We start from the raw sequence: 23,535 nt of genomic DNA, 5'->3' as shown, positions 1-23,535 counted from the left end.
TCCTTCAGGAGTTGGGGCTATCGGCGGCCAGTGGGCGCAGCCGGCCATGGATCAGCAGGTGCGCGGTCAGGCCCGCCAGCAAGCCCCAGAAGGCGCCGCCCACCCCTAGCAGGCTGACATTGGCGGCCGTGGCCAGGAAGGTGATCAAGGCGGTTTCCCGGGTGGCCGCATGGGCCATGGCATTGGCCAGGCTACCGCCTATGGCCCCCAGCAACGCCAGGCCGGCGAGGGTGCCGACAAAGGCCTTGGGCAGCACCATGAACAGGCTCGCCAGGGTCACCCCGAAGGTGCCCACCAGGATGTACAGCAGGCCACAGGCGATACCGGCGATATAGCGCTTGGCCGGGTCCGGGTGAGCATCCCGGCCGGTGCAGATGGCTGCGGTAATCGCCGCCACATTGAACGCATGGGCGCCGAATGGCGCCAGCAGCAGCGAGCCCAGCCCAGTGACCTTGAGCACTGGGTTGGCGCTGATCCGGTAACCGTCATTGCGCAGCACCAGCATGCCCGGCATGTACTGGCCGGTGAGGGTGATAACGAACAGCGGCAGGGCCACCCCGAGCAGGCTCTGCCAGGAGAACTGCGGCGCGGTGAACTGCGGCACGGCCAGGCTCAGTTGCAGCGTGGCGAAGTCGATGCGCTGCTGGGCCATCAGCCACACCAGGCCGACCAGCAGGATGCCCGGCACGGCAAAACGCGAGGTGAAGCGCCGCAGCAGGGCATAGGCCAGCAGCAGTACCAGTACCAGCAGTGGATCGCCGCTGGCGCCGCCAAAGGCATTGATCCCGAACTGCAGCAGAATGCCTGCCAGCAGGCCGGCGGCAATGCCTGCGGGGATCATCCGCACCAGCCTGTCGAAGGCCCCGGAGGCGCCCAGGAGGATAAAGCCCAGGGCCGAGATCAGGTAGGCGCCAATCACTTCGGCATAGGGGGTAAAGGGCATCACCGTGGCCAGGAACGCCGCGCCGGGGGTGGACCAGGCGGTGATCACCGGGGTCCTGTAGCGCAGGCTCAGCCACAGCCCGCTCAGGCCCACGCCCACCGACACCGCCCAGACCCAGGATGCGGTCTGCGCCGCCGACAGGCGCGCCAGTTCCGCCGCCTGGAACACCAAGACAAAGGTCCCGGCGTAGTTCACCAGCACCGAGATCAGCGCCGCCAGCGTGGGCGAGAAAAGATCCGCCAGGCGCAGGCCGCTTGTAGTTCCATGCATAAGTCGCTCTCCATCCAGAAACAGGCTCCCTGGCTCAAGCGCCGGAAGGCGGTCGATTCTAGGCGGGAGGCGGACTGTCGCTTCAGGCCGCTTTTGCACGGGCCAGCAGACCAATGTCGATCAGTTAACAGGCCGAGCGAGCAACGATGACCTGTGGCGAGGGCTGCCCTTGACTGATCGGCGTCAGGCCAGTATTGCGCCCACAAAAAAGCCCGACCCTATTTCAGGGCCGGGCCGGGCTGGGTCAGCGCCGAGCGCGAGGCTTAGCGCACGGCCGGCTGCGCGGCCTTGCGCGAATGGCTCAGGCGGTAGAAGCCCCAGATCACCAGGACCCACAGCGGAATCGCATACACCGAGGCACGGATGCCGGGGATCATCCACATCACACCAATGATCATCAGCATGAAGGCCAGGCACAGGTAGTTGCTAAAGGGCGACCAGAAGGCCTTGAACCCGGGCACCACACCCTGCTCGGCCATGGCCTTGCGAAAGCGCAGGTGAGTCAGGCTGATCAGCGCCCAGTTGATCATCAGCGCTGCCACCACCAGGGCGAACAGCAACTCCAGCGCCTCGTGCGGGGCCAGGTAGTTGACCAGCACGCAGAGCAGGGTGATCAGTGCGGAAATGCCCAGGGCCAGTACCGGCACCCCTTGCTTGTTGAGCTTCATCATCGCCTTGGGCGCGTCGCCCTGTTCGGCCAGGCCGTAGAGCATGCGGCTGTTGCAGTACACGCCGCTGTTGTACACCGAGAGCGCGGCGGTGAGCACCACGAAGTTGAGGATCTGCGCCGCCGCATCACTGCCGATCAGCGCGAAGATCTTCACGAAGGGGCTGCTGCTGTAGGCGTCGCCGCCAGCGTTCAGGCTCACCAGCAGTTCATCCCAGGGGTACAGCGACAGCAGCACCGCCAGGGCGCCGACGTAGAAGATCAGCACCCGGTACACCACCTGGTTGATCGCCTTGGGGATCACCTTGCGTGGCTCGCTGGCTTCGGCGGCAGTGATGCCCACCAGCTCCAGGCCGCCGAAGGAGAACATGATGAAGGCCATGGCCATCAGCAGGCCGGTGCCGCCATTGGGGAAGAAACCACCATGGGACCAGAGGTTGCTGACCGAGGCCTGGGGGCCGCCGCTGCCGCTGAACAGCATGTAGCAACCCAGCACTATCATGCCGACGATGGCCACCACCTTGATGATGGCGAACCAGAACTCGGCTTCGCCGAAGAACTTCACGTTCATCATGTTGATCAGGTTGACCAGCACGAAGAACACCGCGGCACTGACCCAGGTCGGGATTTCCGGCCACCAGAACTGCACGTACTTGCCCACCGCGGTGAGCTCGGCCATGCCCACCAGCACATACAGCACCCAGTAGTTCCAGCCGGCGAGAAAGCCGAAGTAGCCGCCCCAGTACTTGTGGGCGAAGTGACTGAAGGAACCGGCCACCGGCTCCTCGACAATCATTTCCCCCAGCTGGCGCATGATCAGGAAGGCAATGAAACCGGCAATCGCATAGCCGAGGATCATCGAAGGTCCGGCGGACTTGAGAACCCCGGCGGAGCCGAGGAAGAGTCCGGTGCCGATCGCCCCGCCCAGGGCGATCAGCTGAATATGGCGGTTCTTCAAGCCACGCTTGAGTTCACCCTGCATCAAGGTTTGATCCACTAACTTGCGCTCTCTTCTAGTTGTTATCAGGACCGATCTTCAAGACCGATCTCGGCTCAGTACTGACGGAATCAGATAGTACTCTCGGTAAACCGCTCGTAATACAGCTGAACACGCTCAAGTTGCTGTTCTTGCAGCCAGATTCGGATCGAATCGACCATCGGCGGCGGCCCGCAAACATACAGGTCGGTGTCGCGGTCGCGTAGCTCGCTGCTGTCGAAATGCTCGTTGATATAGCCGCGCTTGCCCTGCCAATCCGGGTCGGCATCGCTGATCACCGGGGTGAAGCGAAACGCCGGCAAGCGCTCGCCCAGGGCCTGGATGCGCGGCAGCTCGCACAGGTCGCGGCTGTGGCGCACGCCGTAATACAGGTGCACCGGCTGCTGGCAATCCTGCGTCACCAACTGTTCGAGCATCGCCAGCAAGGCCGAAAGCCCGGTGCCGCCGGCCACCAGCAGCAGCGGGCGGCTGACCTGGCGCAGGTAGAAGGCACCCAGCGGCGCCTCCAGTTCGACCCGGTCGCCCACCCGGCAGCGCTCGCGGATGTAGTTGCTCATCACCCCGTCGGGCAGCAGGCGGATCAGGAACTGCAGGGGCTGCTGCGCTCCCGGGCGGTTGGCGAAGGAGTAGGCGCGGCTGCTGTCGCTGCCAGGGATCTTCAGGCGCGCGTACTGGCCGGGCAGGAAGTCCAGCGGCGGGCTGTCGTTGCCCAGGTCCAGGTGGAGGATCGCGGTGCTCTGTGACACCTGCTGCACGGCGCTCACCACGCCTGCGAGCCGCTGCGGTTCGGCGCTGTGGCACAGGCTGGAGTCGAAGTCGAAGTAGAACGCCGCGTCGGACTGCACCCGGGTCTGGCAACTGAGCATCTTGCGTTGCTCCAGGTCCTGGGCCGAGAGGGCGTCTTCATCCACGTAGTCCTGGCTGTACTGGCCGGATTCGCAACGGCCCTGGCAGGTGCCGCAGACCCCTTCGCGGCAGTCCAGGGGAATCCTGATGCCGTTGCGCAGGGCGGCGTCGAGCAGTATTTCATTGGCCTGCACCGGGAAGAACAGGGTCTTGCCGTCGGCAAAGCTGAACGCGACCTTGTGCGTCATGGGAGTGTCCGTCGAGTCAGAGGTGGTAGAAATCGAGCACCGAGTTGATCGTGTCGTTGAGCAGCAGCACGTGCTTGCGCTGGATCAGCCAGCTGTCGCCGTGGGGCTTGAGGTCGTAGCTGGCATGGCCGTAGAAGTCCTCGGAGGTGGCCAGGCGGTAGAACAGCGTGTGCCAGTTCAGGCGCACCTGCAGGTGGCCGTTGTCGCCCTCGCTGATGCGCAGGTTGCTCACCAGGTGCAGGGTGCGCGGCATGGGAATGGTCGAGGCGGCCTTGCCGGTGCGCAGGCGGAACACCCGGTCTTCCAGGCCCGAGCGATTGGCGTAGTAGATCAGCGACATCTCGCGTTTCGGGTCCTGGGTGTAGACGTGTTCGGAGTCCCACTGGGGCAGGTGGAACTCGCTGTCGGCGGCGAACAGCGCCAGGTAGGCGTCCCAGTCCTGGGCGTCGCAGAGCTCGGACTTGCGGTAGAAGAATTGCTCGATCTGGTACTGTAATTGCGCATTCATGCTCACACCTCACGCAGTTTCAGGGGCTGGCGCTGCAAGCCATCGAGCAGGAACTTCTGCCAGTTCTCATGCTGGTTGACGTACAGCCCTTCATGGGTGATCTCGGTGCCGGTCATGGCCGGCTGGATGCCCAGGTTCTCGCTGTTGGCGGTGGGCCCGGTGACCCAGCGCCGGTGCCCGCGGGAGATGTCGCTCCAGCGCTCCAGGCGTCCCTGGAAGCCGCGCTGGGCCTCGCGGAATTCCACCAGGTCGTCGGGGGTGCCCATGCCCGAGACGTTGAAGAAGTCCTCGAACTGGCGGATGCGGTTTTCCCGGTCGGCGTCGCTCTCGCCCTTGACCCCGATGCACTGGCTGACGATCTCGGTCTTGTTCCAGGCGATGGGGCGGATAATCCGCAGCTGGGAGCTGATCTGGTCGAGGAAGAACAGGCTGGGGTAGATGTTCAGGTTGCGCAGGCGGTGCATCATCCACTCGGCCCGGGCCTGGCCATATTCCTGCACCAGGCGCGGCATGATGCTGGCGTAGCCGGAGCGCACCGCCGGGTTGGGCATTTCGCTGAACAGCACGCTGTGGCCGTTGGCGAAGGCGAACCAGCCGTCGTCGGTGTTGGCGTCGCCGGCGCCGAGCTTGCTGTAGTCCAGGGTCGCGCTGTTGCCGGTGCCGTTGTCGCTGTTGACCTGCTGGCGGTGCTGCACCGTGGCTACGTAGTTGTAGTGCACGGTGCTGACGTGATAACCGTCCAGGCCGTTTTCGTTCTGCAGTTTCCAGTTGCCGTCGTAGGTGTAGGCCGATTTGCCCGGCAGCACCTCCAGTTCGCCGCTGGGGGACTGGGCGTTCATCATGTCGAAGAACACTTTGGCGTCGCCGAGGAAGTCTTCCAGGGAGTTGTCGGCGGCCACGTCCAGGCTGATGAAGACAAAGCCCTTGTAGCTGTCGATGCGGGCTTTCTTCAGGCCGCGGGTGGCCTTGTCGAAACCTTCGTCGTACTCGCCTGGGGCCTTGACCTTCACCAGGCGCCCGTCGCTCTTGTAGCACCAGGCGTGGAAGGGGCAGGTGAAGGTCGACTGGTTGCCCTTGCCGACCCGGGTCAGGGTGGTGCCGCGATGCTGGCAGGCGTTGATCAGGGCATTGAGCCGGCCCTCGCCGTCGCGGGTGATGATCATCGGCTGGCGCCCGGCGCGCATCGTGATGAAGTCGTGGGGGTTGGGCAGTTCGCTTTCGTGGCAGGCGTAGATCCAGTTCTTCTCGAAGATCAGCTCCATCTCCAGGTCGAACAATTCGGGCTCGGTGAACATGTCCCGGGCGATACGGAACACCCCGTCCGCGGGGCGAAAATCCAGGCAGCTGTGGATGAACGCCTGCCACTGCTCGATGCTTCTTGCACCACTCATGGGTCATTACCTTTTTTATTCGGGCCAATCGGGTGCAGTCATTAGAGAGAGGGCAGGGTGGGGCTGGCTATCCGCTTAATCGGCCAAGCTCATCCATAAAATGGCTGGGTAGCTTCTACCCGCAATCGCCCAGGGGGCCGATCGACGGCTGCAGCGCGGGGCGCCGATCAGCTACTGTGAGCGCAGCCGGGCAGGAACCTGGGGCGGGTTTATCCACTTAGTCGGCGATTGCTATCCACTGGGTTGGCAATGGCCGTTGCTGGCGCAAAACTTGCCCTGTCACACAAGACGCGCCGTCAGAGCGCGCTGAATAAAAATTGCCGTGGGTGCGCCGTGATGAATAGCAAAGCGGATGGACAGTTTCGCGAGATTCGTATCGATCGCTATGACCTCGAAGGGGCCAGGACCTGGATGGCGGGCATCTGCGGCCCGCACCGCCTGGAAACCGCCAACCCCGAGCGGATTCGCTTCCACCACAATGCCAACGTGCTCAGGTCGCGCTCCACCACCCTGGGCATCATCGAGTACGGCACCGATGTGGTGGTGGATATCGAGGACACCGAGCGTTTCAGCAGCTACAGCTTGAGCCTGCCATTGTGCGGCGAGCAGGAACTGAGCAAGGACGGCCGCCTGCTGCGTTCCGATCGCGACCAGGGGGTGATCATCGCCCCCAACCAAAGCCAGGTGCTGGCCATCTCCGGCGACTGCCGCAAGTTGCAGGTGGTGATTTCCCGGGCGGCCATGGCCGAGGCCCTGGAGGCCTTGCTGCAGCGTCCGGTGCAGCAGCCGTTGTGCTTCGAGCCGGGCATGGATGCATTGCACGGTGCGACGGCCGCCTGGTGGCGCATGGCCCAGCATTTCATCGGCGAGCTGGCCCAGGGCAACGAGCTCTATGAACAGCTGGCCTTTACCCGGGAAATCGAAAGCTCGCTGATCAAGGGCTTGATCCTGGCCCAGCCCAACAACTACTCGAGCGAGTTGCGGGCGATGCTTGGGGTCAAGCTGCCGCACTACCTGGTGCGGGCCCGCCAGTACCTGCACGAGCATGCCCGCGAGGCGCTGCGCCTGGAGGACCTGGAAGCCGCCGCCGGGGTGTCGCGCTTCAAGCTGTTCGAGGCCTTCGGCAAGTACTTCGCCCTGTCGCCCATGGCCTACCTCAAGCGCCATCGGCTCAATGGCGTGCGCCAGGACATTCTCGAGCAGGGCGCGGCGCGAACTATTTCCGAGATCGCCCTGGGCTGGGGCTTCACTCACCTGGGACGCTTTTCCGCCGAGTACCGCAAGCTCTTCGACGAGGCCCCCAGCGTCACCGCCCAGCGCCATCCCGTGCGGCGCCCGGCGGGGTTCTAGGCGGGCCTAGCGGCGCAGCACCAGGTCCAGCAGGCCGTCCTGTTCCTTGATCTTCTGCAGGACGATTTCCGAGCGGATATCGGTGACCCCGGAGGCGCGGTTCAGGTGATTGACGATGAAATCCGAGAAGTGCTTGAGGTTGCGCGCCTGGACCCGCAGCACGTAGTTGCTGGCGCCGGTGATCACATAGGCGGCGACCACTTCCGGCCATTGCTGGACCTTGCCGATAAAGGTCTCGTGCCAGCCTTCCACGTCCTGGCGCAGGGACACATGGACGATGGCCTCCAGCTCGATGCCCAGGCGTTCGGCGTTGAACTGGGCGCGGTAGCCGCTGATGATCCCGTCGCCTTCGAGCAGGCGCAGGCGGCGTAGGCAGGCGGAGGGCGAGAGGGCGACTTTCTCCGCCAGTTCCTGGTTGCTGATACGGCCATCCTGTTGCAGAACGTGCAGGATGCGCAGGTCGGTGGCGTCTAGGGTCATGGCTGGCATAAATCCGCGTTTTTTATTGGAGGATTAGAATTTTATTCGAGGCAGGTACGGTAACACGCTGCACTTTGCACGAAAATTCTCCAGGGCTTCGTTCATTATTTCCTCAGTTCGCCGGTTGCCCGGAGCCCATGCCCGCCCTTGCGCACAGGCATGACACTGACCAAGACAGGAAAGCCAATGATCGATAAAAACCACTGCCTGCGTCTCGATGAACAGGACCCACTGGCCCCTTTGCGCCAACAGTTCGCCCTGCCCGAGGGGGTGATCTACCTCGACGGCAACTCCCTCGGCGCCCGCCCCGTGGCGTCCCTGGAGCGCGCCCGACAGGTGATCGAGCAGGAGTGGGGCGAGGGCCTGATCCGCAGCTGGAACAGCGCCGGCTGGCGTGATCTGTCCCTGCGCCTGGGGGACCGTCTGGCGCCGCTGATCGGTGCCGGCGCGGGTGAAGTGGCGATCACCGACACCACCTCGATCAACCTGTTCAAGGTGCTCAGCGCGGCCCTGCAGGTGCAGGCCGAACGCGCCCCCGAGCGCCGGGTGATCGTTTCCGAAAGCAGCAACTTTCCCACCGACCTGTACATCGCCGAGGGCCTGACCCGGTTGCTGCAGCAGGGCTATTCGCTGCGCCTGGTGGACAGCCCGGAGCAACTGCCGGCGGCCATCGACCAGGACGTCGCGGTGGTGCTGCTGACCCACGTCAACTACAAGACCGGCTACATGCACGACATGCAGGCGGTCACCGCATTGATCCACGAGGCGGGGGCCCTGAGCATCTGGGACCTGGCCCATTCGGCCGGCGCAGTGCCAGTGGATCTCAGCGCCAGCGGCGCCGACTACGCCATTGGCTGCACCTACAAATACCTCAATGGCGGCCCCGGTTCCCAGGCGTTCGTCTGGGTCGCGCCGGCGCTCTGCGACCTGGTGACCCAGCCGCTGTCGGGCTGGTTCGGGCATGCCCGGCAGTTCGCCATGGCCACCCAGTACGAGCCCAGCAGCGGCATCGCCCGCTACCTGTGCGGCACCCAGCCGATCACCTCGCTGGCCATGGTCGAGTGCGGCCTGGAGGTTTTCGAACAGACTGATATGCACAGCCTGCGGCGCAAGTCCCTGGCCCTCACCGACCTGTTTATCCAGCTGGTGGAGCAGCGCTGCGCCGCGCACGACTTGAAGCTGGTGACTCCGCGCGAGCACGCCAAGCGCGGCAGCCATGTGAGCTTCGAACACCCCGAGGGCTACGCGGTGATCCAGGCCCTGATCGCCCGCGGGGTGATCGGCGACTACCGCGAGCCGCGGATCATGCGCTTCGGCTTCACACCGCTCTACACCCGCTTCAGCGAGGTGTGGCAGGCGGTGCAGATCCTCGGGGAAATTCTCGACGGCAAAACCTGGGCCCAGGCGCAGTTCCAGGTCCGCCACAGCGTGACCTGAGCAGGGCTTCACCCCTGGTTGGCGGCAATTTGCGGCTAACCAGGGCACGCGGCACAAGGATGGGCCGGCACTTCGATCAACACGTGCACACAACAATAAAGAGGCACCGAACGTGACCACCACCAACAAGGGTTTCGACGCGATTTCCAATCGCGAGCACGGCCTCAGGCGGCAGTTGAGCGCCGGCCAAATGAGCATGATCGCCATTGGCGGGGCCATCGGCACCGGGCTGTTCATGGGCAGCGCCTACGCCATCGGCTATGCCGGCCCCAGCGTGCTGTTGAGCTACGCCATTGGCGCCCTGATCACTCTGCTGCTGATGGGCTGCCTGGCGGAAATGACCGTGGCCCACTCCACCTCCGGCTCCTTCGGCGCCTATGCCGAGTTCTACGTCAGCCCCCTGGCCGGTTTCCTGGTGCGCTACGCCTACTGGGCGGCGATTGTGCTGGCGGTGGGCGCCGAGGTCACGGCCATTGCCATCTACATGAAGTACTGGTTTGCCAACGTTCCGGAATGGGTGTGGATCCTGTCCTTTTCCAGCGTGCTGATCCTGCTCAACGCCATCAGCGTGAAGACCTTCGGCACCTTCGAGTACTGGTTCTCCACCATCAAGATCGCCGCCATAGTCGGCTTTATCATCCTCGCGGTGTACGTGGTGTTCGGCTCCGGCAACCCCGACTACGGGGTGCACAACTACAGCGCCCACGGCGGCTTCTTTCCCAACGGTTTGCAGGGCATGTGGATCGCGGTGATCGTGTCGATCTTCAGCTACCTGAGCGTGGAGATGATCGCTGTGGCGGCGGGTGAGGCCCAGGACCCGCAACAGGCAGTGAAGAAAGCCTTTCGCGCCACCATAGTACGGTTGGTGGTGTTCTACCTGCTGACCCTGGCGCTGATGCTGGCCATCGTGCCCTGGGTCGAGGCGGGCAAGGCCCAGAGCCCCTTTGTCACGGTGATGCAGACCATCGGCATTCCCGGGGCCACCGGGGTGATGAACTTCGTGATCCTGATTGCCGCGCTGTCGGCGATGAACAGCCAGCTCTATATCACCACGCGGATGATGTTCAGCCTGTCCCGCGCCGGCTACGCGCCAACGTCCATGGGGGCCCTGAGCAAGAGCGGGATTCCCCTCAATGCCCTGCTGCTGTCCAGCTCCGGCATTGCCCTGGCGACCCTGGTCAACGTGCTGTACCCGGAAGGTTCGTTCGTGCTGATGATGGCGATCTCGATGTTCGGCGCGATCTTCACCTGGTTCATGATCTTCCTCACCCACTACTGCTTCCGCCGCTATCACCAGCGTCACGGCGAGCAGCAGCTGTCGTTCCGCATGCGCCTGTTTCCCTACAGCACCCTGTTGGGGCTGGTGCTGATGGGGGCGGTGATGATCACCACCTTCTTCACCGAGGCGTTCAAGATGACCCTGGTGTTCGGGGTGCCCTTCCTGCTGGTGCTGAGCCTGGTGTATTACCTGTTCTTCCGCCGGCCCAAGAGCCTGGGCGCACTGTCCAAGGTGTGACGCCGGCTACCCCGGGCGGCCCTAGAGGTTGCCCAGGGGGCATTCCTCGCGGGCCTGTTCGAGGCTGGTCTCGAACAGGTCGAGCCGCGCCTGCAACTGTTGCAGGTCATCGATCTGCTGTTGCAGTTCGCGCCTTTTCTGCGCCAGGGCGGCCTGGGCCCGTTCCCAGGGAAAGGCCTGGCCCTGCTGCGTGGCGAATACCTGCTGCAATTCCCTGAGCTTGAACCCCAGCTGCTGCGCGCACTTGATAAACATCAGCTGCTCGACGCTCTGGGCGTCGTACAGCCGATAGCGGCCCGCACGCGGCGGGGTGGGCAGCAGGCCGATGGCTTCGTAGTGACGGATGCTCTTGATCGTGGTGCCAGACAGTTGCGCGGCTTGACCTATGTACATGGGGGCTCCTTTTCCCTGCCGGGCCGATGCGCGGCCGCGTCGCGCATTATCGAGCAGTTTCAGCCGCTGGCAAGCTGTTGCGCCTGCATCAGCCAGGCCTCTCGGCGTGCCTCGCTTGCGCCCAGCACCGGGCCGAAGGTCAGGGTGCGCAACGGCTTGATGCCGCAGAACTCAAGGGTGGTGCGGCGCATCTGCTGCAGCGCGGGCATGCGGTAGAACCAGCGGTAGTACCAGGGCGGGGTGTCCATGGTCACCAGCAAGTGGGCACTGCGGCCCTTGAGCAGTTGCTCGGGGAAGGCCTTGCCGGGGCGGTACTTGAAGGCGAAGCCGGAGAGCAGCACGCGGTCGAGAAAGCCCTTGAGCAACGCTGGAATTCCACCCCACCAGATCGGGAACACCCAGGTCAGGTGCTCGGCCCAGAGGATGTCGGCCTGGGCCTGCAGCAGGTCGTCCTCCAGCGCCTGGGCCTGGTTGTAGCCCTCGTGCAGCACCGGGTCGAAGCGCAGTTCGCCGAGCCTGATCTGGCGCACTTCATGGCCGGCTGCCTGCGCCGCACTCACATAGCGCTCGCTGAGGGCCGCGCACAGGCTGTTGGCCGAAGGGTGGCCGAGAATCACCAGGATACGTTTGCTCATTGCCCTGTTCCTTGAGGAATAAAGCCCAAGGCTAAAGTCTGCCCCTAAGGGCAGAGTCAAGGCGCCAGCAGCGCCTGGCACAGGCCCTGGGCGTACAACGGCAGGCTGGCGAAATCCCGGGCGCAGAGCAGCAGCCGGCGTCGGGCCCAGGCTTCGCTCAGCGGCCGATGTTGCAGGCGCAACTGAGGGTTGCGTTGCAGCGCGGCCAGCGGCACCAGGGCCAGCCCGGCGCCCCGGGCCACCATGCGCAGCAGGGCATCGAAGCCTTCGGCGCGAATGCGCAACTGCATGCGCCGGCCCAGGTGCAGGGCCTGTTCCTCCAGGTACACCGCCAGGGCGCTGTGGCTGGCCAGGCCCACATAGTCGTGGGCCAGGGTCTGGGCGAAACTCGGCGCCGGATGCTCGCTCAAGGGGTGGCCGGGGGGCAGCACCAGCACCAGCGGGTCGTCGCGAAAGGGCCGGGTCATCAGGCCCTGGGTGTCCACCGCATCCGAGACGATGCCCAGCTCGGCCGCGCCCTGGCGCAGGGCGTGGGTGATGCGCTGGCTGGGCAGTTCCTGCAGGTCGATATCGACATGGGGATGGTGGTGCAGGAAGTCCGCCAGCAACTCCGGCAGGTATTCACTGAGGGCGGTGGTATTGCACAGCAGGCGCACCTGGCCCTTGACCCCCTTGGCGTACTCGGCGAGGTCTTGCTGCAGGTGCTCGGCGTGCAGCAGCAGGGTCCGCGCATGCTGGGCCAGGGCCTTGCCGGCGGGCGTGGGGCTGATGCCGCGGCGCCCGCGCTCGAGCAGGGCGATGCCCAGGGAGGCTTCCATGGCGCGGATGCGCGCGCTGGCGGCGGCCAGGGACAAATGGCTGCGGGCGGCCCCGGCGGTGATATTGCCGGCCTCGACACTGTTCAGGTACAGGCGCAGGTCGATCAGGTCGAAGTGCATGGCAGTTTCCCGGAAGCATTCTTTGCGTAGGAGCCGGCTTGCCGGCGAAGGGGGCCTTGAGTTTTGTACCAGCCTTGCGGGCGCCTTCGCGGGCAAGCCCGCTCCTACGAAAGAGTCGTTAGGATCTTGTATAGCAAGAGGCTGGCTCAGTATATGGCAGATTTTCAACGGAGCGATCCGGGTGCAGGATCGGCCCATGAACAACTCCCTAGCGTTTTATCAAGAACTTGGAATGGCCCTGTCCCTGCTGGTGCTTGGCACCTTTGTGCTGGCCGGCATGGTCAAGGGCATGATCGGCCTCGGGCTGCCCACCATTGCCATGGGGCTGCTGGGGCTGGCTATGGCTCCCACGCAGGCTGCGGCCTTGCTGATCATTCCGGCGACCCTGACCAATCTCTGGCAACTGGCCTTTGGCGGGCACCTGCCCAGCCTGCTCAAGCGCCTGTGGCCGATGTTGCTGGCGATTGTGCTGGGCACCCTGGGCGGTTGCCTGTGGCTGAGTATCGATGGCGGGCACTGGGTGGTGCGCGGCCTGGGCGCGGCGCTGCTGCTGTATGCCTTGAGCGGCCTGCTGTTGCCCACCTTGCGCCTGGCCCCGGCCCATGAGGCTTGGCTGGCGCCGCTGTGCGGATTGATCACCGGGGTCATCACTTCGGTCACTGGGGTGTTCGTGATTCCCGCGGTGCCCTATCTGCAAGCCCTGGGCCTGAACAAGGACCAACTGGTGCAGGCCCTGGGCTTGTCGTTCAGCGTCTCGACCCTGGCCCTGGCCGCCGGCCTGCTGTGGCGCGGCGCCCTGGGTGGCGCCGAGCTCGGCGCTTCACTGCTGGCCCTGGCCCCGGCGCTGCTGGGTATGTGGCTGGGGCAGTGGCTGCGCCAGCGCATCAGCGCCGTGCTGTTCAGGCGGGTGTTCTTTATCGGCCTGGGACTGCTCGGGGCGCATCTGCTGATCAGCGGCTAGCCGAGGCGGGGCTGAGCATCTCGATGGCGCGAATCTCGAAATCCTGTTCCAGGTAGTCCATGCGCGCGGCGAGGAACTGCTGCATATGGGGCAGGTTGGAGTGGGTGTCCAGCGCCTCCCGGGAGGCCCAGACCTCGTAGAAGATAAACAGGCTCGGGTCTTCGCGGTCGCGCAGCATGTGGTACTCGATGCAGCCAGCCTCGGCGCGGCTGGCGGCCACGTGTTCGAGGAAGAATGCGGCGAAGGCTTCGGCACGCTCGGGGCGAGTCTTGGCGTGGAGGATAAAGGCCTGGGGGGGGGACATGGGGCAACGCCTCGTCGGCAGGAAGAAGGCCGGAAATCTTATGGCAACAATTTGCTGGTGATTCGTGCGTTTTGGTCAAATGTATTTTGAACAACCCGGGCTTATTCCCGGGCCGCGCCATGGCTAACCTGCCGCCATCGTTTTCGACCTTCACCGCCCGTTGTCGCGCATCGCGCCGCGGGCCGTTCCCGATGAGGCTGGACCCATGAAAAAAGTATTGCTGCTCAACGGCGCCAAACAATTCGCCCACTCCGATGGCCGTTACAACGCCACCCTGCACGACACCGCCCTGGCGGTGCTGGATCGCGGTGGGGTCGAGGTCAAGGTCACCCATATCGACGAGGGCTACGACATCCAGGAAGAAGTGGCCAAGTTCCTCTGGGCCGATGTGATCATCTACCAGATGCCCGGCTGGTGGATGGGCGCGCCGTGGATCGTCAAGAAGTACATCGACGAAGTCTTCACCGAGGGCCACGGCAGCCTTTACGCCAGCGATGGCCGCACCCGCTCCGACGCCTCGCAGAAATACGGCAGCGGCGGCCTGATCCAGGGCAAGCAGTACATGCTCTCGCTGACCTGGAACGCCCCGCAGCAGGCCTTCGACGACCCCACCGACTTCTTCGAGGCCAAGGGCGTGGACGCGGTGTACTTCCCCTTCCACAAGGCCAACCAGTTCCTCGGCATGAGCGGTTTGCCGACCTTCCTTTGTGTCGATGTGATGAAGCGCCCGGATATTGCCGGGGATGTGCAGCGCTATGAGCAACACCTCAAGGCGGTGTTCAATCTGCCTGGCTGAATCCGGCTACTATTGAGGGCCTCGACAGCTGTGGCGAGCGCGTTCGCTCCCGCCGATAAGGACTCATGTGAAAGCCCGATCCGACGAATTGCAGGTGTTTGTCTGCGTGATCGAATGCGGTTCGATCTCCGCCGCCGCCGAGCAACTGGCCCAGACCCCCTCGGCGGTCAGCCGCACCCTGTCGCGGCTGGAAGCCAAGCTCGACACCACCCTGATCAACCGCACCACGCGGCGCATGGACCTGACCGAGGAAGGCCGCTACTTCTTCGAGCAGGCCAAGCTGATTCTCGATCAGCTGGAGCAGCTCGAAGAGCGCCTGTCCTCCCGTCAGCGCAAGCCGTCCGGGCGCTTGCGGATCAATGCCGCAGGGCCCTTCATGCTGCACGCCATCGTTCCTTATGTGGCCGAATTCCGCAGCCTGTACCCGGATATCCAGCTGGAGCTCAACAGCAACGACCTGATCATCGACCTGCTGGAGCAGAGCACCGATATCGCCATCCGCATCGGCGTGCTGGCGGACTCCACCCTGCATGCCCGCTCCCTGGGCTGCAGCCCGCTGCATATCCTCGCCAGCCCCGCCTACCTGGCCCGCCATGGCACGCCGCAGAGCGTGGCCGATCTGGCCCGGCACACCCTGCTGGGTTTCACCCAGACCGAAACCCTCAACCACTGGCCGTTGCGCCATCAGCATGGCGACCGCTGGCTGATCCAGCCGGGCATCAGCGCCTCCAGCGGCGAGACCCTGCGTCACCTGGCGCTGGAAGGGCAGGGGATCGCCTGCCTGTCGCACTTCATGACCGTCGAGGACATGCGTGCCGGGCGCTTGCAGCCGCTGCTGGCGGAGTTCAACAGCGGCTATCGCCAGCCGATCAATGCGGTGTACTACCGCAACTCGCAACTGGCCCTGCGCATCCAGTGCTTCCTGGATTTTATCCAGGGCAAGCTGGCGGACTACGCCCACGCCGAATTCCCCGGCTGAATACCTCCTGTTGCAGGAGCCGGCTTGCCGGCGAAGAGGCCATCAGCTTTTGTGCCGGCCTTGAGATCGCTTTCGCTATGGATTGGTACGGGCGTACCGCGATTGGCGATTGCCCGAAGCGTAATTCCGGGCCTATGTTCTTGCCGCTCAATAACAAGAAAAGGACGGACCTTATGCGCATCCTGTTGTTCAAGACCCTGACCCTCGCCGCGGCCATCGCCGCCAGCAGCTCGGCCTTCGCCGTGACCCTGAAAGGCGGCGCGGTGGCCGCGCCCAACCAGTACGGCGCCGAGGTGGCGGCGCAGATCCTGAAGAAGGGCGGCAACGCGGTGGACGCCGCCGTGGCCACGGCCTTCACCCTGGCAGTGACCTACCCCGAGGCCGGCAATATCGGCGGCGGCGGTTTCATGACGATGTTTATCGACGGCAAGCCCTACTTCCTCGACTACCGGGAAACCGCGCCCAAGGCCGCGACCCGCGACATGTACCTGAATGACAAGGGCGAGGTGATCGAGAACCTGAGCCTGGTGGGCGCCCGCGCCGCCGGGGTGCCGGGCACGGTGATGGGCCTGTGGGAGGCACACCAGAAGTTCGGCAAGCTACCCTGGAGCGAGTTGATCACCCCGGCCGTGGGTTATGCGAAGAACGGCTTCAAGGTGGCCGACAAGCAGTACCAGTACCGCGAGGATGCCTTGAAGCTGTTCAACGGTACGACCAACTTCGGCGACTACTTCGGCAGCATGAAACCGGGTGAAACCTTCCGCCAGCCAGAGCTGGCCGCCACCCTGGAACGCATCGCCGACCAGGGCGCCAAGGAGTTCTACAGCGGCAAGACTGCCGACCTGCTGGTGGCGCAGATGCAGGCCGACAAGGGCCTGATCAGCAAGCAGGACCTGCAGGACTACAAGGTCCAGTGGCGCCAGCCGCTGCAAGTGACGTTCCGCGGCAATACCCTGTACACCGCGCCGCCGCCCAGTTCCGGTGGGGTGGCCCTGGCTCAGCTGATCAGCATCAAGGAGGAACGTGCCGCAGACTTCAAGGGCGTGGAGCTGAACTCGGCCAAGTACATCCACCTGTTGGCGGAAATCGAAAAGCGGGTATTCGCCGACCGTGCCGACTACCTGGGCGACCCGGCGTTTTCCGAGGTGCCGGTCAAGCAACTGACTGATCCGGCCTACCTGAAGCAGCGCGCCGCCGAGGTCAACCCGAATGCCATCTCGCCCACCGAAAACGTGCGCCCGGGGCTGGAGCGGCATCAGACCACGCACTTCTCCATCGTCGATGCCCAGGGCAATGCGGTGAGCAACACCTACACCCTGAACTGGGACTACGGCAGTGGTGTGGTGGTCAAGGGCGCGGGCTTCTTGCTCAACGACGAAATGGATGACTTCAGCGCCAAGCCCGGCGTGGCCAATGCCTTTGGCGTGGTGGGCGGTGACGCCAACGCCATTGCCCCGGGCAAGCGCATGCTGTCGTCCATGAGCCCGAGCCTGGTGACCCGCGACGGCAAGGTCACCCTGGTGCTGGGCACCCCCGGCGGTTCGCGGATCTTCACCTCGATCTTCCAGGTGCTGAACAACCTCTACGACTACCACCTGCCACTGCAGAAGGCGGTGGCCGCGCAGCGCGTGCATCACCAGTTGCTGCCCAAGGACACCATTTACTACGACGCCTATGCGCCGCTCACTGGTCAGGTGGCCGACCAGCTCAAGGCCATGGGCTACACCCTGGAGGACCAGGGCTGGGAGATGGGCGATATCCAGGCGATCCGGGTCAATGGCACGGCCATTGAAACCGCTTCCGACCCCCGCGGCCGGGGTGTGGGCAAAGTCGTCAAATAACCGCTGACCTTCGGTAGGAGCCGGCTTGCCGGCGAAAGGGCCCGTGAGCCTGGCGCCGTTTTGACGGGCGCTATCGCTGGCAAGCCAGCTCCTACAATTTCCTTTGGCGCCGACGGCGCGATTCCGTAACATTCCCCGCCTTCTTCCCGCCATCCCCGGGGCCGCGTCCGTCGGTCCGCCTATCAGGTCAATCATGAAAGCAAAACGTCTGCGTGCCGATGTCCTGGCCGGACTCACCACCTCCTTCGCCCTGCTGCCCGAGTGCATCGCCTTCGCCCTGGTGGCCCATCTCAACCCGCTGATGGGGCTGTATGGCGCCTTCTTCATCTGCACCCTGACCGCGCTGTTGGGCGGCCGCCCGGGCATGATCTCCGGCGCTGCCGGCTCCATGGCGGTGGTGATAGTGGCCCTGGTGGTGCAGCAGGGGGTGCAGTACCTGCTGGCCACCGTGGTGCTGGGCGGGCTGATCATGCTCGCCTTCGGTTTGCTGCGCCTGGGCAAGCTGGTGCGCATGGTGCCGCACCCGGTGATGCTGGGCTTCGTCAACGGCCTGGCGATCGTTATCGCCCTGGCCCAGCTGGAGCATTTCAAGAGCGGCGAACACTGGCTCAGCGGCCCGCCGCTGTACCTGATGGGCGGGCTGGTGGCGCTGACCATGGCGATTGTCTACCTGCTGCCGCGCCTGACCCGCGCCGTGCCGCCGGCGCTGGTGGCGATTCTCGGGGTGGGCCTGCTGGTGTACCTGCTGGGTCTGCCGACCCGCACCCTGGGGGATATGGCGCACATTGCCGGTGGCCTGCCGAGCCTGGCCCTGCCCCAGGTGCCCTGGACCTTGCAGACCCTGTGGATCATCGCCCCCTACGCCTTCCTGATGGCCATGGTCGGCCTGCTGGAAACCCTGCTGACCCTCAACCTCACCGACGAGATCACCGAGAGCCGCGGCTACCCGGACCGCGAATGCGTGGCCCTGGGCGCGGCCAATATGCTTTCCGGGGTGTTTGGCGGCATGGGCGGTTGCGCGATGATCGGCCAGACCGTGATCAACCTCAGCTCCGGCGGCCGCGGGCGCCTGTCGGGGGTGGTGGCCGGCGGGCTGATCCTGCTGTTCGTGCTGTTCCTCTCGCCCCTGATCGAGCGCATTCCCCTGGCGGCGCTGGTGGGGGTGATGTTCGTGGTGTCACAGCAGACCTTCGCCTGGGCCTCCCTGCGGGTGCTCGACAAGGTGCCGCGCAACGATGTGCTGGTGATCATTGCGGTGACCGTGATCACGGTGTTCACCGACCTGGCCATGGCGGTGTTCTGCGGCATCGTGATTGCCGCCCTCAACTTCGCCTGGCAGCAGGCCCGGGAGCTGTACGCCGACAGCCACCAGGAGGCCGACGGCAGCAAGCTGTATCACCTGCACGGCACCCTGTTCTTTGCCTCCACCACGGCCTTTCTCAATCAGTTCGACCCGGTCGGCGACCCGTCGCGGGTGACCCTCGACTGCCGGCACCTGAGCTTTGTCGACTACTCGGCCATCGCGGCCCTGAAGACCCTGCGCGAGCGCTATGCCAAGGCCGGCAAGCAGCTGCGGGTGCTGCACCTGTCGGAGCGCTGCAAGCAGTTGCTCAAACGGGCCCGGGAACAACACGACTGAGGCCGCCCGCCGAGTGGAAGCGTTCTTTCACTCGGTGAGTTTCCGCCCCCCTGATTGATGAAAATACGACCTGCGGATTTTCATTCGCGGGTTCCTGGCATAACCGTTCACGACAAAGCCTGCCTCTTTACGAAAATTAGTTTCGTCTGATTTGAAAATCATTTGCTTAAGTGATTAATGAATTTCACAACCATTCGAAAGTAACGCTGTTTTCAAGGAGGAAATCCATGGCTCCTGCATCGGGTTACTGGCTGCTGGGTTACGCCGCCATCGCCATTATCGCGCTGATCGTGCTGATCGCGCGCTACCGCCTCAACCCCTTTATCGTCATTACCCTGGTGTCCGTCGGCCTGGCGCTGATGGCCGGCATGCCGCCTTCCGGGGTGGTGGGTGCCTATGAGGCAGGGGTTGGCAAGACCCTCGGGCATATCGCCCTGGTGGTGGCCCTGGGCACCATGCTCGGCAAGCTGATGGCCGAGTCCGGCGGCGCCGACCAGGTGGCGCGCACCCTGATCGATCGCTTTGGCGAGCGCAACGCCCACTGGGCCATGGTCTGCATCGCCTTCCTGGTGGGCCTGCCGCTGTTCTTCGAAGTGGGCTTCGTGCTGCTGGTGCCCATCGCCTTTACCGTGGCGCGGCGGGTCGGGGTGTCGCTGCTGATGGTGGGCCTGCCCATGGTCGCCGGGCTTTCGGTGGTGCATGCCCTGGTGCCGCCGCACCCGGGGGCGATGCTGGCGGTGCAGGCCTATCAGGCCTCGGTGGGGCAGACCCTGCTGTATGCGATCCTGATTGGCGTGCCCACGGCGATCATCGCCGGCCCGGTGTATGCGCGCTTTATCGTGCCGCATATCCAGCTGCCGGCAGAGAACCCCCTGGAGCGCCAGTTCATCGCCCGGGAAACCCGCGAGCGCCTGCCGAGCTTTCGCCTGACCATGGCCACCATCCTGCTGCCGGTGGTGCTGATGCTGATTGGCGGCTGGGCCAACCTGCTTTCCACCCCCGGCACTGGTTTCAACCAGTTCCTGCAATTTATCGGCAACTCGGTGATCGCCCTGCTGGTGGCCACCCTGGTGAGCTTCTGGACCCTGGGCCTGGCCCAGGGCATCAACCGCGAGTCGATCCTCAAGTTCACCAACGAATGCCTGGCGCCCACCGCCAGCATCACCTTGCTGGTGGGCGCCGGTGGTGGCCTGAACCGCATCCTGATCGACTCCGGGGTGACCGAGCAGATCGTCGGCCTGGCCCACGAATTCCAGCTTTCGCCGCTGTGGATGGGCTGGCTGTTCGCGGTGCTGATGCGCATCGCCACCGGCTCGGCCACCGTGGCCCTGACCACCGCCTCGGGGGTGGTGGCGCCGGTGGCCATCGGCCTGGGTTATCCACACCCGGAGCTGCTGGTGATCGCCACTGGCGCCGGTTCCGTGATCCTCTCCCACGTCAACGACGGAGGCTTCTGGCTGGTCAAGGAATACTTCAATATGACCGTCACCCAGACCTTCAAGACCTGGACCGTGCTGGAGACCCTGATCTCGCTGATCGCCTTCGGCCTGACCCTGGTCGTCGCGGAGTTGTTGTAGATGGACATCCTGTACCAGATCCGTTCCCGCCTGGACCTGCTCAGTGCCGGCGAGGGGCGGATCGCCCGGCTGATGCTCGACGACGTGGGCTTCGCCGCTTCCGCCAGCCTCGACGAACTGGCCCGCCGTGCCGAGGTCAGCGCCGCCACCCTGTCGCGCTTTGCCCGCAGCGTGGGTTGCCGCGACCTGCGTCAGCTGCGCCTGCAACTGGCCCAGGCGAGTGGCGTGGGCAGGCGTTTTCTCGACCCGGCCGGGGCCCCGGAGCAATCCGGCTTCTACCGACAGATAGTCGGTGATATCGAGGCGGCGCTGCATCAGCACCTGGCCGGTTTCGACGAGGCGCGCTTCGCCGATGCGGTGCGCCTGCTGGGCCGGGCGCGAATGATCCACGCCTTTGGCAGTGGCGGTTGCTCGACCCTGTGCAGCGCCGAACTGCAGGTGCGCCTGGTGCGCCTGGGCTACTCCATCGCCGCCTGCCACGACCCGGTGATGATGCGGGTCACCGCCGCCGCCCTGGGCCAGCAGCATGCGGTGATCGCCTGTTCCCTGAGCGGCATTACCCCCGAGCTGCTGGAGGCGGTGGCCCTGGCCCGTAACTACGGCGCCGGGATTCTCGCCATCACCCTGCCTGGAACCCCCCTGGCGGAATTGGCGGATGTGCTGCTGCCGCTGCACAGCGCCGAAACCTCGTTTATCTACAAGCCCACCGCCGCCCGCTACGGCATGCTCCTGGCGATTGACGTACTGGCCACCGAACTGGCCCTGGTGATGCCGGACGACAACCAGGAGCGCCTGCGGCGGATCAAGCTGGCCCTGGACCATTACCGCGGCGGCGACGATCGCCTGCCCCTGGGAGACTGACATGCGCTACCACACGCTGATCCGCAACGCCCTGATCATCGACGGCCGCGACCGGCCTGCGTACCCCGCCGACCTGGCGATTGGCGATGGCCGTATCCAGCGCATCGGCGATCTGTCCGCCGACAGCGCCGAGGAAGAATTCGATGCCGCCGGACGGGTGCTGGCCCCGGGCTTTATCGATGTGCACACCCACGACGACACCGTGGTGATTCGCCAGCCGCAGATGCTACCGAAGATCAGCCAGGGGGTGACCACGGTGATCGTCGGCAACTGCGGCATCAGCGCTGCGCCCGTGACCCTCAAGGGCGACCCGCCGGACCCGATGAACCTGTTGGGCGAGCGGTCGAAGTTCGTCTACCCGCGCTTTGCCGACTACCGTGCAGCGGTGGACGCGGCGCGCCCGGCGGTCAACGTGGCGGCCCTGGTGGGGCACACGGCGTTGCGCAGCAATCACCTGGACGACCTCCAGCGCACGGCCCGCGCCGAGGAGATCGCGGCCATGCGCGAGCAACTGCGCGACAGCCTGGAGCACGGTGCCCTGGGCCTTTCCACTGGGCTGGCCTACGCCAGTGCCTTCTCTGCCGAGACCGACGAGGTGCTGCAACTGGCCCAGGAACTCAACGCCTTCGGGGCGGTTTACACCACCCACCTGCGCAGCGAATTCGAGCCGGTGCTGGAGGCCATGGACGAAGCCTTCCTGATCGGTCGGGCCGCGCGCTCGCCGGTGATCGTCTCGCACCTCAAGTGCGCCGGTGCTGGCAACTGGGGGCGCAGCCCGCAACTGCTGGCGGCCCTGGAACAGGCCGCCCGGGAGCACCCGGTGGGTTGCGACTGCTATCCCTATGCCGCCAGCTCCTCGACCCTGGACTTGAAACAGGTCACCGACGCCTACCGCATCACCATCACCTGGTCGACGCCGCACCCGGAGCAGGGAGGGCGTGACCTGAGCGAGATCGCCGCGGACTGGGGCGTCAGCCTGCTGGCCGCCGCCGAGCGCCTGCAACCGGCGGGGGCGGTGTATTACGGCATGGATGAAAACGATGTACGGCGCATCCTCGCCCATCCGCTGTCGATGATCGGCTCCGATGGCCTGCCGGAAGATCCCTTTCCCCATCCGCGGTTGTGGGGCGCCTTTCCCCGGGTTCTGGGGCATTTCTGCCGCGACTTGAAACTCTTCCCGCTGCACACCGCGGTGCACAAGATGACCGGGCTGTCGGCGGCCCGTTTCGGCTTGCACCAGCGTGGCGAGATCCGCGAAGGGTATTGGGCCGACCTAGTGCTGTTCGACCCGGCACAAGTGCGCGACGTGGCCGACTTCAAGCATCCGCAGCAAGCGGCGCAGGGCATCGACGGGGTCTGGGTCAATGGCGTGCGCAGTTATGCCGAGGGCCAGGCCTGCGCCGAGCGCCAGGGGCGTTTCCTGCCGCGGGAGGGGGATTTGCGCGAGGGCTTCACATTTGCCGGCTAAATTCTTGATCCCCATCACAATGATGGCGCCTTGATATTAAAGATTCCCGCCGCGACGCCGACCTGCTGACTACTGTCGTCTGTATAGTCGGCCTATTTCGCTCTGGGAGCCGTGCAATGAGCTTTGGCAAAACCACCCCCATCCTGCGCATCTTCGATGAAGCCAAGGCCCGGGAGTTTTACCTCGACTTCCTCGGTTTCACGCTGGATTGGCAGCACCGTTTCGAGGACAACTTCCCGCTCTATATGCAGGTGTCCCGGGGCGAGTGCGTGCTGCACCTGTCCGAGCATCACGGCGATTGCACCCCGGGCGCTGCGCTGCGCATCGAGACCGACGAGTTGGAAGCCTTCCAGCAGCAGTTGCTGGCCAAGCAGTACCGGTTTTCCCACCCGCAGATCCAGGCCATGCCCTGGGGCAGCCAGGACATGACCATCAACGACCCGTTCGGCAATCGCCTGGTGTTCACCAACGCCATCTGCGTCTGAGGCGG

General features: G+C 64.8%; 22 protein-coding genes. 12 read left to right on the top strand and 10 right to left on the bottom strand.

Translation table 11 applies throughout. From position 1 onward, the window contains the following. Nucleotides 1–4 precede the first annotated feature (4 nt). The 5 genes from J4P02_RS25185 to antA all read right to left on the bottom strand — a co-directional run bounded on the left by J4P02_RS25185 (nucleotide 5) and on the right by antA (nucleotide 5,870). A complete protein-coding gene (locus J4P02_RS25185) occupies nucleotides 5–1,213 on the bottom strand; it encodes a benzoate/H(+) symporter BenE family transporter (RefSeq protein WP_426195387.1) in 1,209 nt (402 codons plus the stop codon). 263 nt (nucleotides 1,214–1,476) lie between these two features. Beyond that, on the bottom strand, nucleotides 1,477–2,862 hold the full coding sequence (locus J4P02_RS25180; protein WP_426195432.1) for an amino acid permease: 1,386 nt from the start codon (nucleotides 2,860–2,862) through the stop codon (nucleotides 1,477–1,479). An 86-nt stretch (nucleotides 2,863–2,948) separates the two neighbouring features. Beyond that, the gene (gene antC, locus J4P02_RS25175; RefSeq protein WP_426195385.1) at nucleotides 2,949–3,971 is read right to left on the bottom strand and encodes an anthranilate 1,2-dioxygenase electron transfer component AntC; all 1,023 of its coding nucleotides are present in this window, start codon (nucleotides 3,969–3,971) and stop codon (nucleotides 2,949–2,951) included. 16 nt (nucleotides 3,972–3,987) lie between these two features. Next, the gene (gene antB, locus J4P02_RS25170) at nucleotides 3,988–4,479 is read right to left on the bottom strand and encodes an anthranilate 1,2-dioxygenase small subunit (RefSeq protein ID WP_426195383.1); all 492 of its coding nucleotides are present in this window, start codon (nucleotides 4,477–4,479) and stop codon (nucleotides 3,988–3,990) included. A 2-nt stretch (nucleotides 4,480–4,481) separates the two neighbouring features. Then, the gene (antA, locus tag J4P02_RS25165) at nucleotides 4,482–5,870 is read right to left on the bottom strand and encodes an anthranilate 1,2-dioxygenase large subunit (RefSeq protein ID WP_426195381.1); all 1,389 of its coding nucleotides are present in this window, start codon (nucleotides 5,868–5,870) and stop codon (nucleotides 4,482–4,484) included. 336 nt (nucleotides 5,871–6,206) lie between these two features. Here antA and J4P02_RS25160 point away from each other — a divergent pair, with 336 nt between their 5' ends. Beyond that, nucleotides 6,207–7,220: a helix-turn-helix domain-containing protein gene (locus J4P02_RS25160; protein WP_426195379.1), complete on the top strand. Its 1,014-nt coding sequence runs from the start codon at nucleotides 6,207–6,209 to the stop codon at nucleotides 7,218–7,220. Nucleotides 7,221–7,226: 6 nt separating this feature from the next. Here J4P02_RS25160 and J4P02_RS25155 read toward each other — a convergent pair whose 3' ends face one another. Further along, a complete protein-coding gene (locus J4P02_RS25155) occupies nucleotides 7,227–7,700 on the bottom strand; it encodes an Lrp/AsnC family transcriptional regulator (RefSeq protein WP_426195377.1) in 474 nt (157 codons plus the stop codon). 186 nt (nucleotides 7,701–7,886) lie between these two features. Here J4P02_RS25155 and kynU point away from each other — a divergent pair, with 186 nt between their 5' ends. Together kynU and J4P02_RS25145 are read left to right on the top strand one after the other, a co-directional pair. Beyond that, entirely contained in the window at nucleotides 7,887–9,137 is a 1,251-nt protein-coding gene (kynU, locus tag J4P02_RS25150) for a kynureninase (RefSeq protein WP_426195375.1), read from the top strand. Between the two features lie 112 nt (nucleotides 9,138–9,249). Further along, nucleotides 9,250–10,653: an amino acid permease gene (locus J4P02_RS25145; RefSeq protein WP_426195373.1), complete on the top strand. Its 1,404-nt coding sequence runs from the start codon at nucleotides 9,250–9,252 to the stop codon at nucleotides 10,651–10,653. 21 nt (nucleotides 10,654–10,674) lie between these two features. On the opposite strand, the gene J4P02_RS25140 is transcribed toward J4P02_RS25145, so the two are convergent. Genes J4P02_RS25140 through J4P02_RS25130 form a run of 3 tightly spaced genes read right to left on the bottom strand, consistent with a single transcriptional unit; the run spans nucleotide 10,675 to nucleotide 12,619 of the window. Further along, complete coding sequence (locus tag J4P02_RS25140; protein WP_426195371.1) at nucleotides 10,675–11,046, bottom strand: MerR family transcriptional regulator; 372 nt, start codon at nucleotides 11,044–11,046, stop codon at nucleotides 10,675–10,677. Nucleotides 11,047–11,105: 59 nt separating this feature from the next. Next, the gene (locus J4P02_RS25135; RefSeq protein ID WP_426195369.1) at nucleotides 11,106–11,681 is read right to left on the bottom strand and encodes an NAD(P)H-dependent oxidoreductase; all 576 of its coding nucleotides are present in this window, start codon (nucleotides 11,679–11,681) and stop codon (nucleotides 11,106–11,108) included. Between the two features lie 56 nt (nucleotides 11,682–11,737). Beyond that, entirely contained in the window at nucleotides 11,738–12,619 is an 882-nt protein-coding gene (locus J4P02_RS25130; protein WP_426195367.1) for a LysR family transcriptional regulator, read from the bottom strand. A 196-nt stretch (nucleotides 12,620–12,815) separates the two neighbouring features. Between J4P02_RS25130 and J4P02_RS25125 the strand changes: the two genes are divergently transcribed. After that, a complete protein-coding gene (locus tag J4P02_RS25125) occupies nucleotides 12,816–13,580 on the top strand; it encodes a sulfite exporter TauE/SafE family protein (protein WP_426195365.1) in 765 nt (254 codons plus the stop codon). On the opposite strand, the gene J4P02_RS25120 is transcribed toward J4P02_RS25125, so the two are convergent. Further along, the gene (locus J4P02_RS25120) at nucleotides 13,570–13,884 is read right to left on the bottom strand and encodes a putative quinol monooxygenase (protein ID WP_426195362.1); all 315 of its coding nucleotides are present in this window, start codon (nucleotides 13,882–13,884) and stop codon (nucleotides 13,570–13,572) included. The genes J4P02_RS25125 and J4P02_RS25120 overlap by 11 nt on opposite strands. Nucleotides 13,885–14,089: 205 nt before the next feature. Between J4P02_RS25120 and J4P02_RS25115 the strand changes: the two genes are divergently transcribed. The 8 genes from J4P02_RS25115 to J4P02_RS25080 all read left to right on the top strand — a co-directional run bounded on the left by J4P02_RS25115 (nucleotide 14,090) and on the right by J4P02_RS25080 (nucleotide 23,530). Further along, nucleotides 14,090–14,680: an NAD(P)H-dependent oxidoreductase gene (locus tag J4P02_RS25115; RefSeq protein WP_426195360.1), complete on the top strand. Its 591-nt coding sequence runs from the start codon at nucleotides 14,090–14,092 to the stop codon at nucleotides 14,678–14,680. 67 nt (nucleotides 14,681–14,747) lie between these two features. Further along, complete coding sequence (locus J4P02_RS25110) at nucleotides 14,748–15,659, top strand: LysR substrate-binding domain-containing protein (RefSeq protein ID WP_426195358.1); 912 nt, start codon at nucleotides 14,748–14,750, stop codon at nucleotides 15,657–15,659. 173 nt (nucleotides 15,660–15,832) lie between these two features. After that, nucleotides 15,833–17,500, top strand: coding sequence for a gamma-glutamyltransferase (gene ggt / locus J4P02_RS25105; protein WP_426195352.1), 1,668 nt, complete (start codon nucleotides 15,833–15,835; stop codon nucleotides 17,498–17,500). A 193-nt stretch (nucleotides 17,501–17,693) separates the two neighbouring features. Continuing rightward, on the top strand, nucleotides 17,694–19,139 hold the full coding sequence (locus J4P02_RS25100) for a SulP family inorganic anion transporter (protein WP_426195350.1): 1,446 nt from the start codon (nucleotides 17,694–17,696) through the stop codon (nucleotides 19,137–19,139). Between the two features lie 227 nt (nucleotides 19,140–19,366). Next, nucleotides 19,367–20,716 carry a gluconate:H+ symporter gene (locus J4P02_RS25095; RefSeq protein WP_426195348.1) on the top strand — a complete coding sequence of 450 codons (1,350 nt, stop codon included), beginning with the start codon at nucleotides 19,367–19,369 and terminating at the stop codon, nucleotides 20,714–20,716. Continuing rightward, nucleotides 20,717–21,577: a MurR/RpiR family transcriptional regulator gene (locus J4P02_RS25090; protein ID WP_426195346.1), complete on the top strand. Its 861-nt coding sequence runs from the start codon at nucleotides 20,717–20,719 to the stop codon at nucleotides 21,575–21,577. It abuts the gene before it with no gap. A 1-nt stretch (nucleotide 21,578) separates the two neighbouring features. Continuing rightward, nucleotides 21,579–23,045 carry an N-acyl-D-amino-acid deacylase family protein gene (locus tag J4P02_RS25085; protein WP_426195344.1) on the top strand — a complete coding sequence of 489 codons (1,467 nt, stop codon included), beginning with the start codon at nucleotides 21,579–21,581 and terminating at the stop codon, nucleotides 23,043–23,045. Nucleotides 23,046–23,161: 116 nt separating this feature from the next. Continuing rightward, entirely contained in the window at nucleotides 23,162–23,530 is a 369-nt protein-coding gene (locus tag J4P02_RS25080; RefSeq protein ID WP_426195342.1) for a glyoxalase superfamily protein, read from the top strand. Nucleotides 23,531–23,535: the final 5 nt, after the last annotated feature.

Origin of the sequence: Pseudomonas sp. NFXW11, assembly GCF_049887815.1 — a bacterium.
In the GTDB taxonomy this organism is placed as follows: domain Bacteria; phylum Pseudomonadota; class Gammaproteobacteria; order Pseudomonadales; family Pseudomonadaceae; genus Aquipseudomonas.
The sequence above is the reverse complement of the archived record's forward strand: the minus strand, read 5'-3'. Positions and strand labels throughout refer to the sequence as shown.

Bases quoted from the DNA above. Each gene is read 5' to 3' on its own strand.
- J4P02_RS25185 (WP_426195387.1), bottom strand. From the start codon at position 1,213: ATGCATGGAACTACAAGCGGCCTGCGCCTGGCGGATCTTTTCTCGCCC.
- J4P02_RS25180 (WP_426195432.1), bottom strand. From the start codon at position 2,862: ATGCAGGGTGAACTCAAGCGTGGCTTGAAGAACCGCCATATTCAGCTG.
- antC (WP_426195385.1), bottom strand. From the start codon at position 3,971: ATGACGCACAAGGTCGCGTTCAGCTTTGCCGACGGCAAGACCCTGTTC.
- antB (WP_426195383.1), bottom strand. From the start codon at position 4,479: ATGAATGCGCAATTACAGTACCAGATCGAGCAATTCTTCTACCGCAAG.
- antA (WP_426195381.1), bottom strand. From the start codon at position 5,870: ATGAGTGGTGCAAGAAGCATCGAGCAGTGGCAGGCGTTCATCCACAGC.
- J4P02_RS25160 (WP_426195379.1), top strand. From the start codon at position 6,207: ATGAATAGCAAAGCGGATGGACAGTTTCGCGAGATTCGTATCGATCGC.
- J4P02_RS25155 (WP_426195377.1), bottom strand. From the start codon at position 7,700: ATGACCCTAGACGCCACCGACCTGCGCATCCTGCACGTTCTGCAACAG.
- kynU (WP_426195375.1), top strand. From the start codon at position 7,887: ATGATCGATAAAAACCACTGCCTGCGTCTCGATGAACAGGACCCACTG.
- J4P02_RS25140 (WP_426195371.1), bottom strand. From the start codon at position 11,046: ATGTACATAGGTCAAGCCGCGCAACTGTCTGGCACCACGATCAAGAGC.
- J4P02_RS25135 (WP_426195369.1), bottom strand. From the start codon at position 11,681: ATGAGCAAACGTATCCTGGTGATTCTCGGCCACCCTTCGGCCAACAGC.
- J4P02_RS25130 (WP_426195367.1), bottom strand. From the start codon at position 12,619: ATGCACTTCGACCTGATCGACCTGCGCCTGTACCTGAACAGTGTCGAG.
- J4P02_RS25125 (WP_426195365.1), top strand. From the start codon at position 12,816: ATGAACAACTCCCTAGCGTTTTATCAAGAACTTGGAATGGCCCTGTCC.
- J4P02_RS25120 (WP_426195362.1), bottom strand. From the start codon at position 13,884: ATGTCCCCCCCCCAGGCCTTTATCCTCCACGCCAAGACTCGCCCCGAG.
- J4P02_RS25115 (WP_426195360.1), top strand. From the start codon at position 14,090: ATGAAAAAAGTATTGCTGCTCAACGGCGCCAAACAATTCGCCCACTCC.
- ggt (WP_426195352.1), top strand. From the start codon at position 15,833: ATGCGCATCCTGTTGTTCAAGACCCTGACCCTCGCCGCGGCCATCGCC.
- J4P02_RS25100 (WP_426195350.1), top strand. From the start codon at position 17,694: ATGAAAGCAAAACGTCTGCGTGCCGATGTCCTGGCCGGACTCACCACC.
- J4P02_RS25095 (WP_426195348.1), top strand. From the start codon at position 19,367: ATGGCTCCTGCATCGGGTTACTGGCTGCTGGGTTACGCCGCCATCGCC.
- J4P02_RS25090 (WP_426195346.1), top strand. From the start codon at position 20,717: ATGGACATCCTGTACCAGATCCGTTCCCGCCTGGACCTGCTCAGTGCC.
- J4P02_RS25085 (WP_426195344.1), top strand. From the start codon at position 21,579: ATGCGCTACCACACGCTGATCCGCAACGCCCTGATCATCGACGGCCGC.
- J4P02_RS25080 (WP_426195342.1), top strand. From the start codon at position 23,162: ATGAGCTTTGGCAAAACCACCCCCATCCTGCGCATCTTCGATGAAGCC.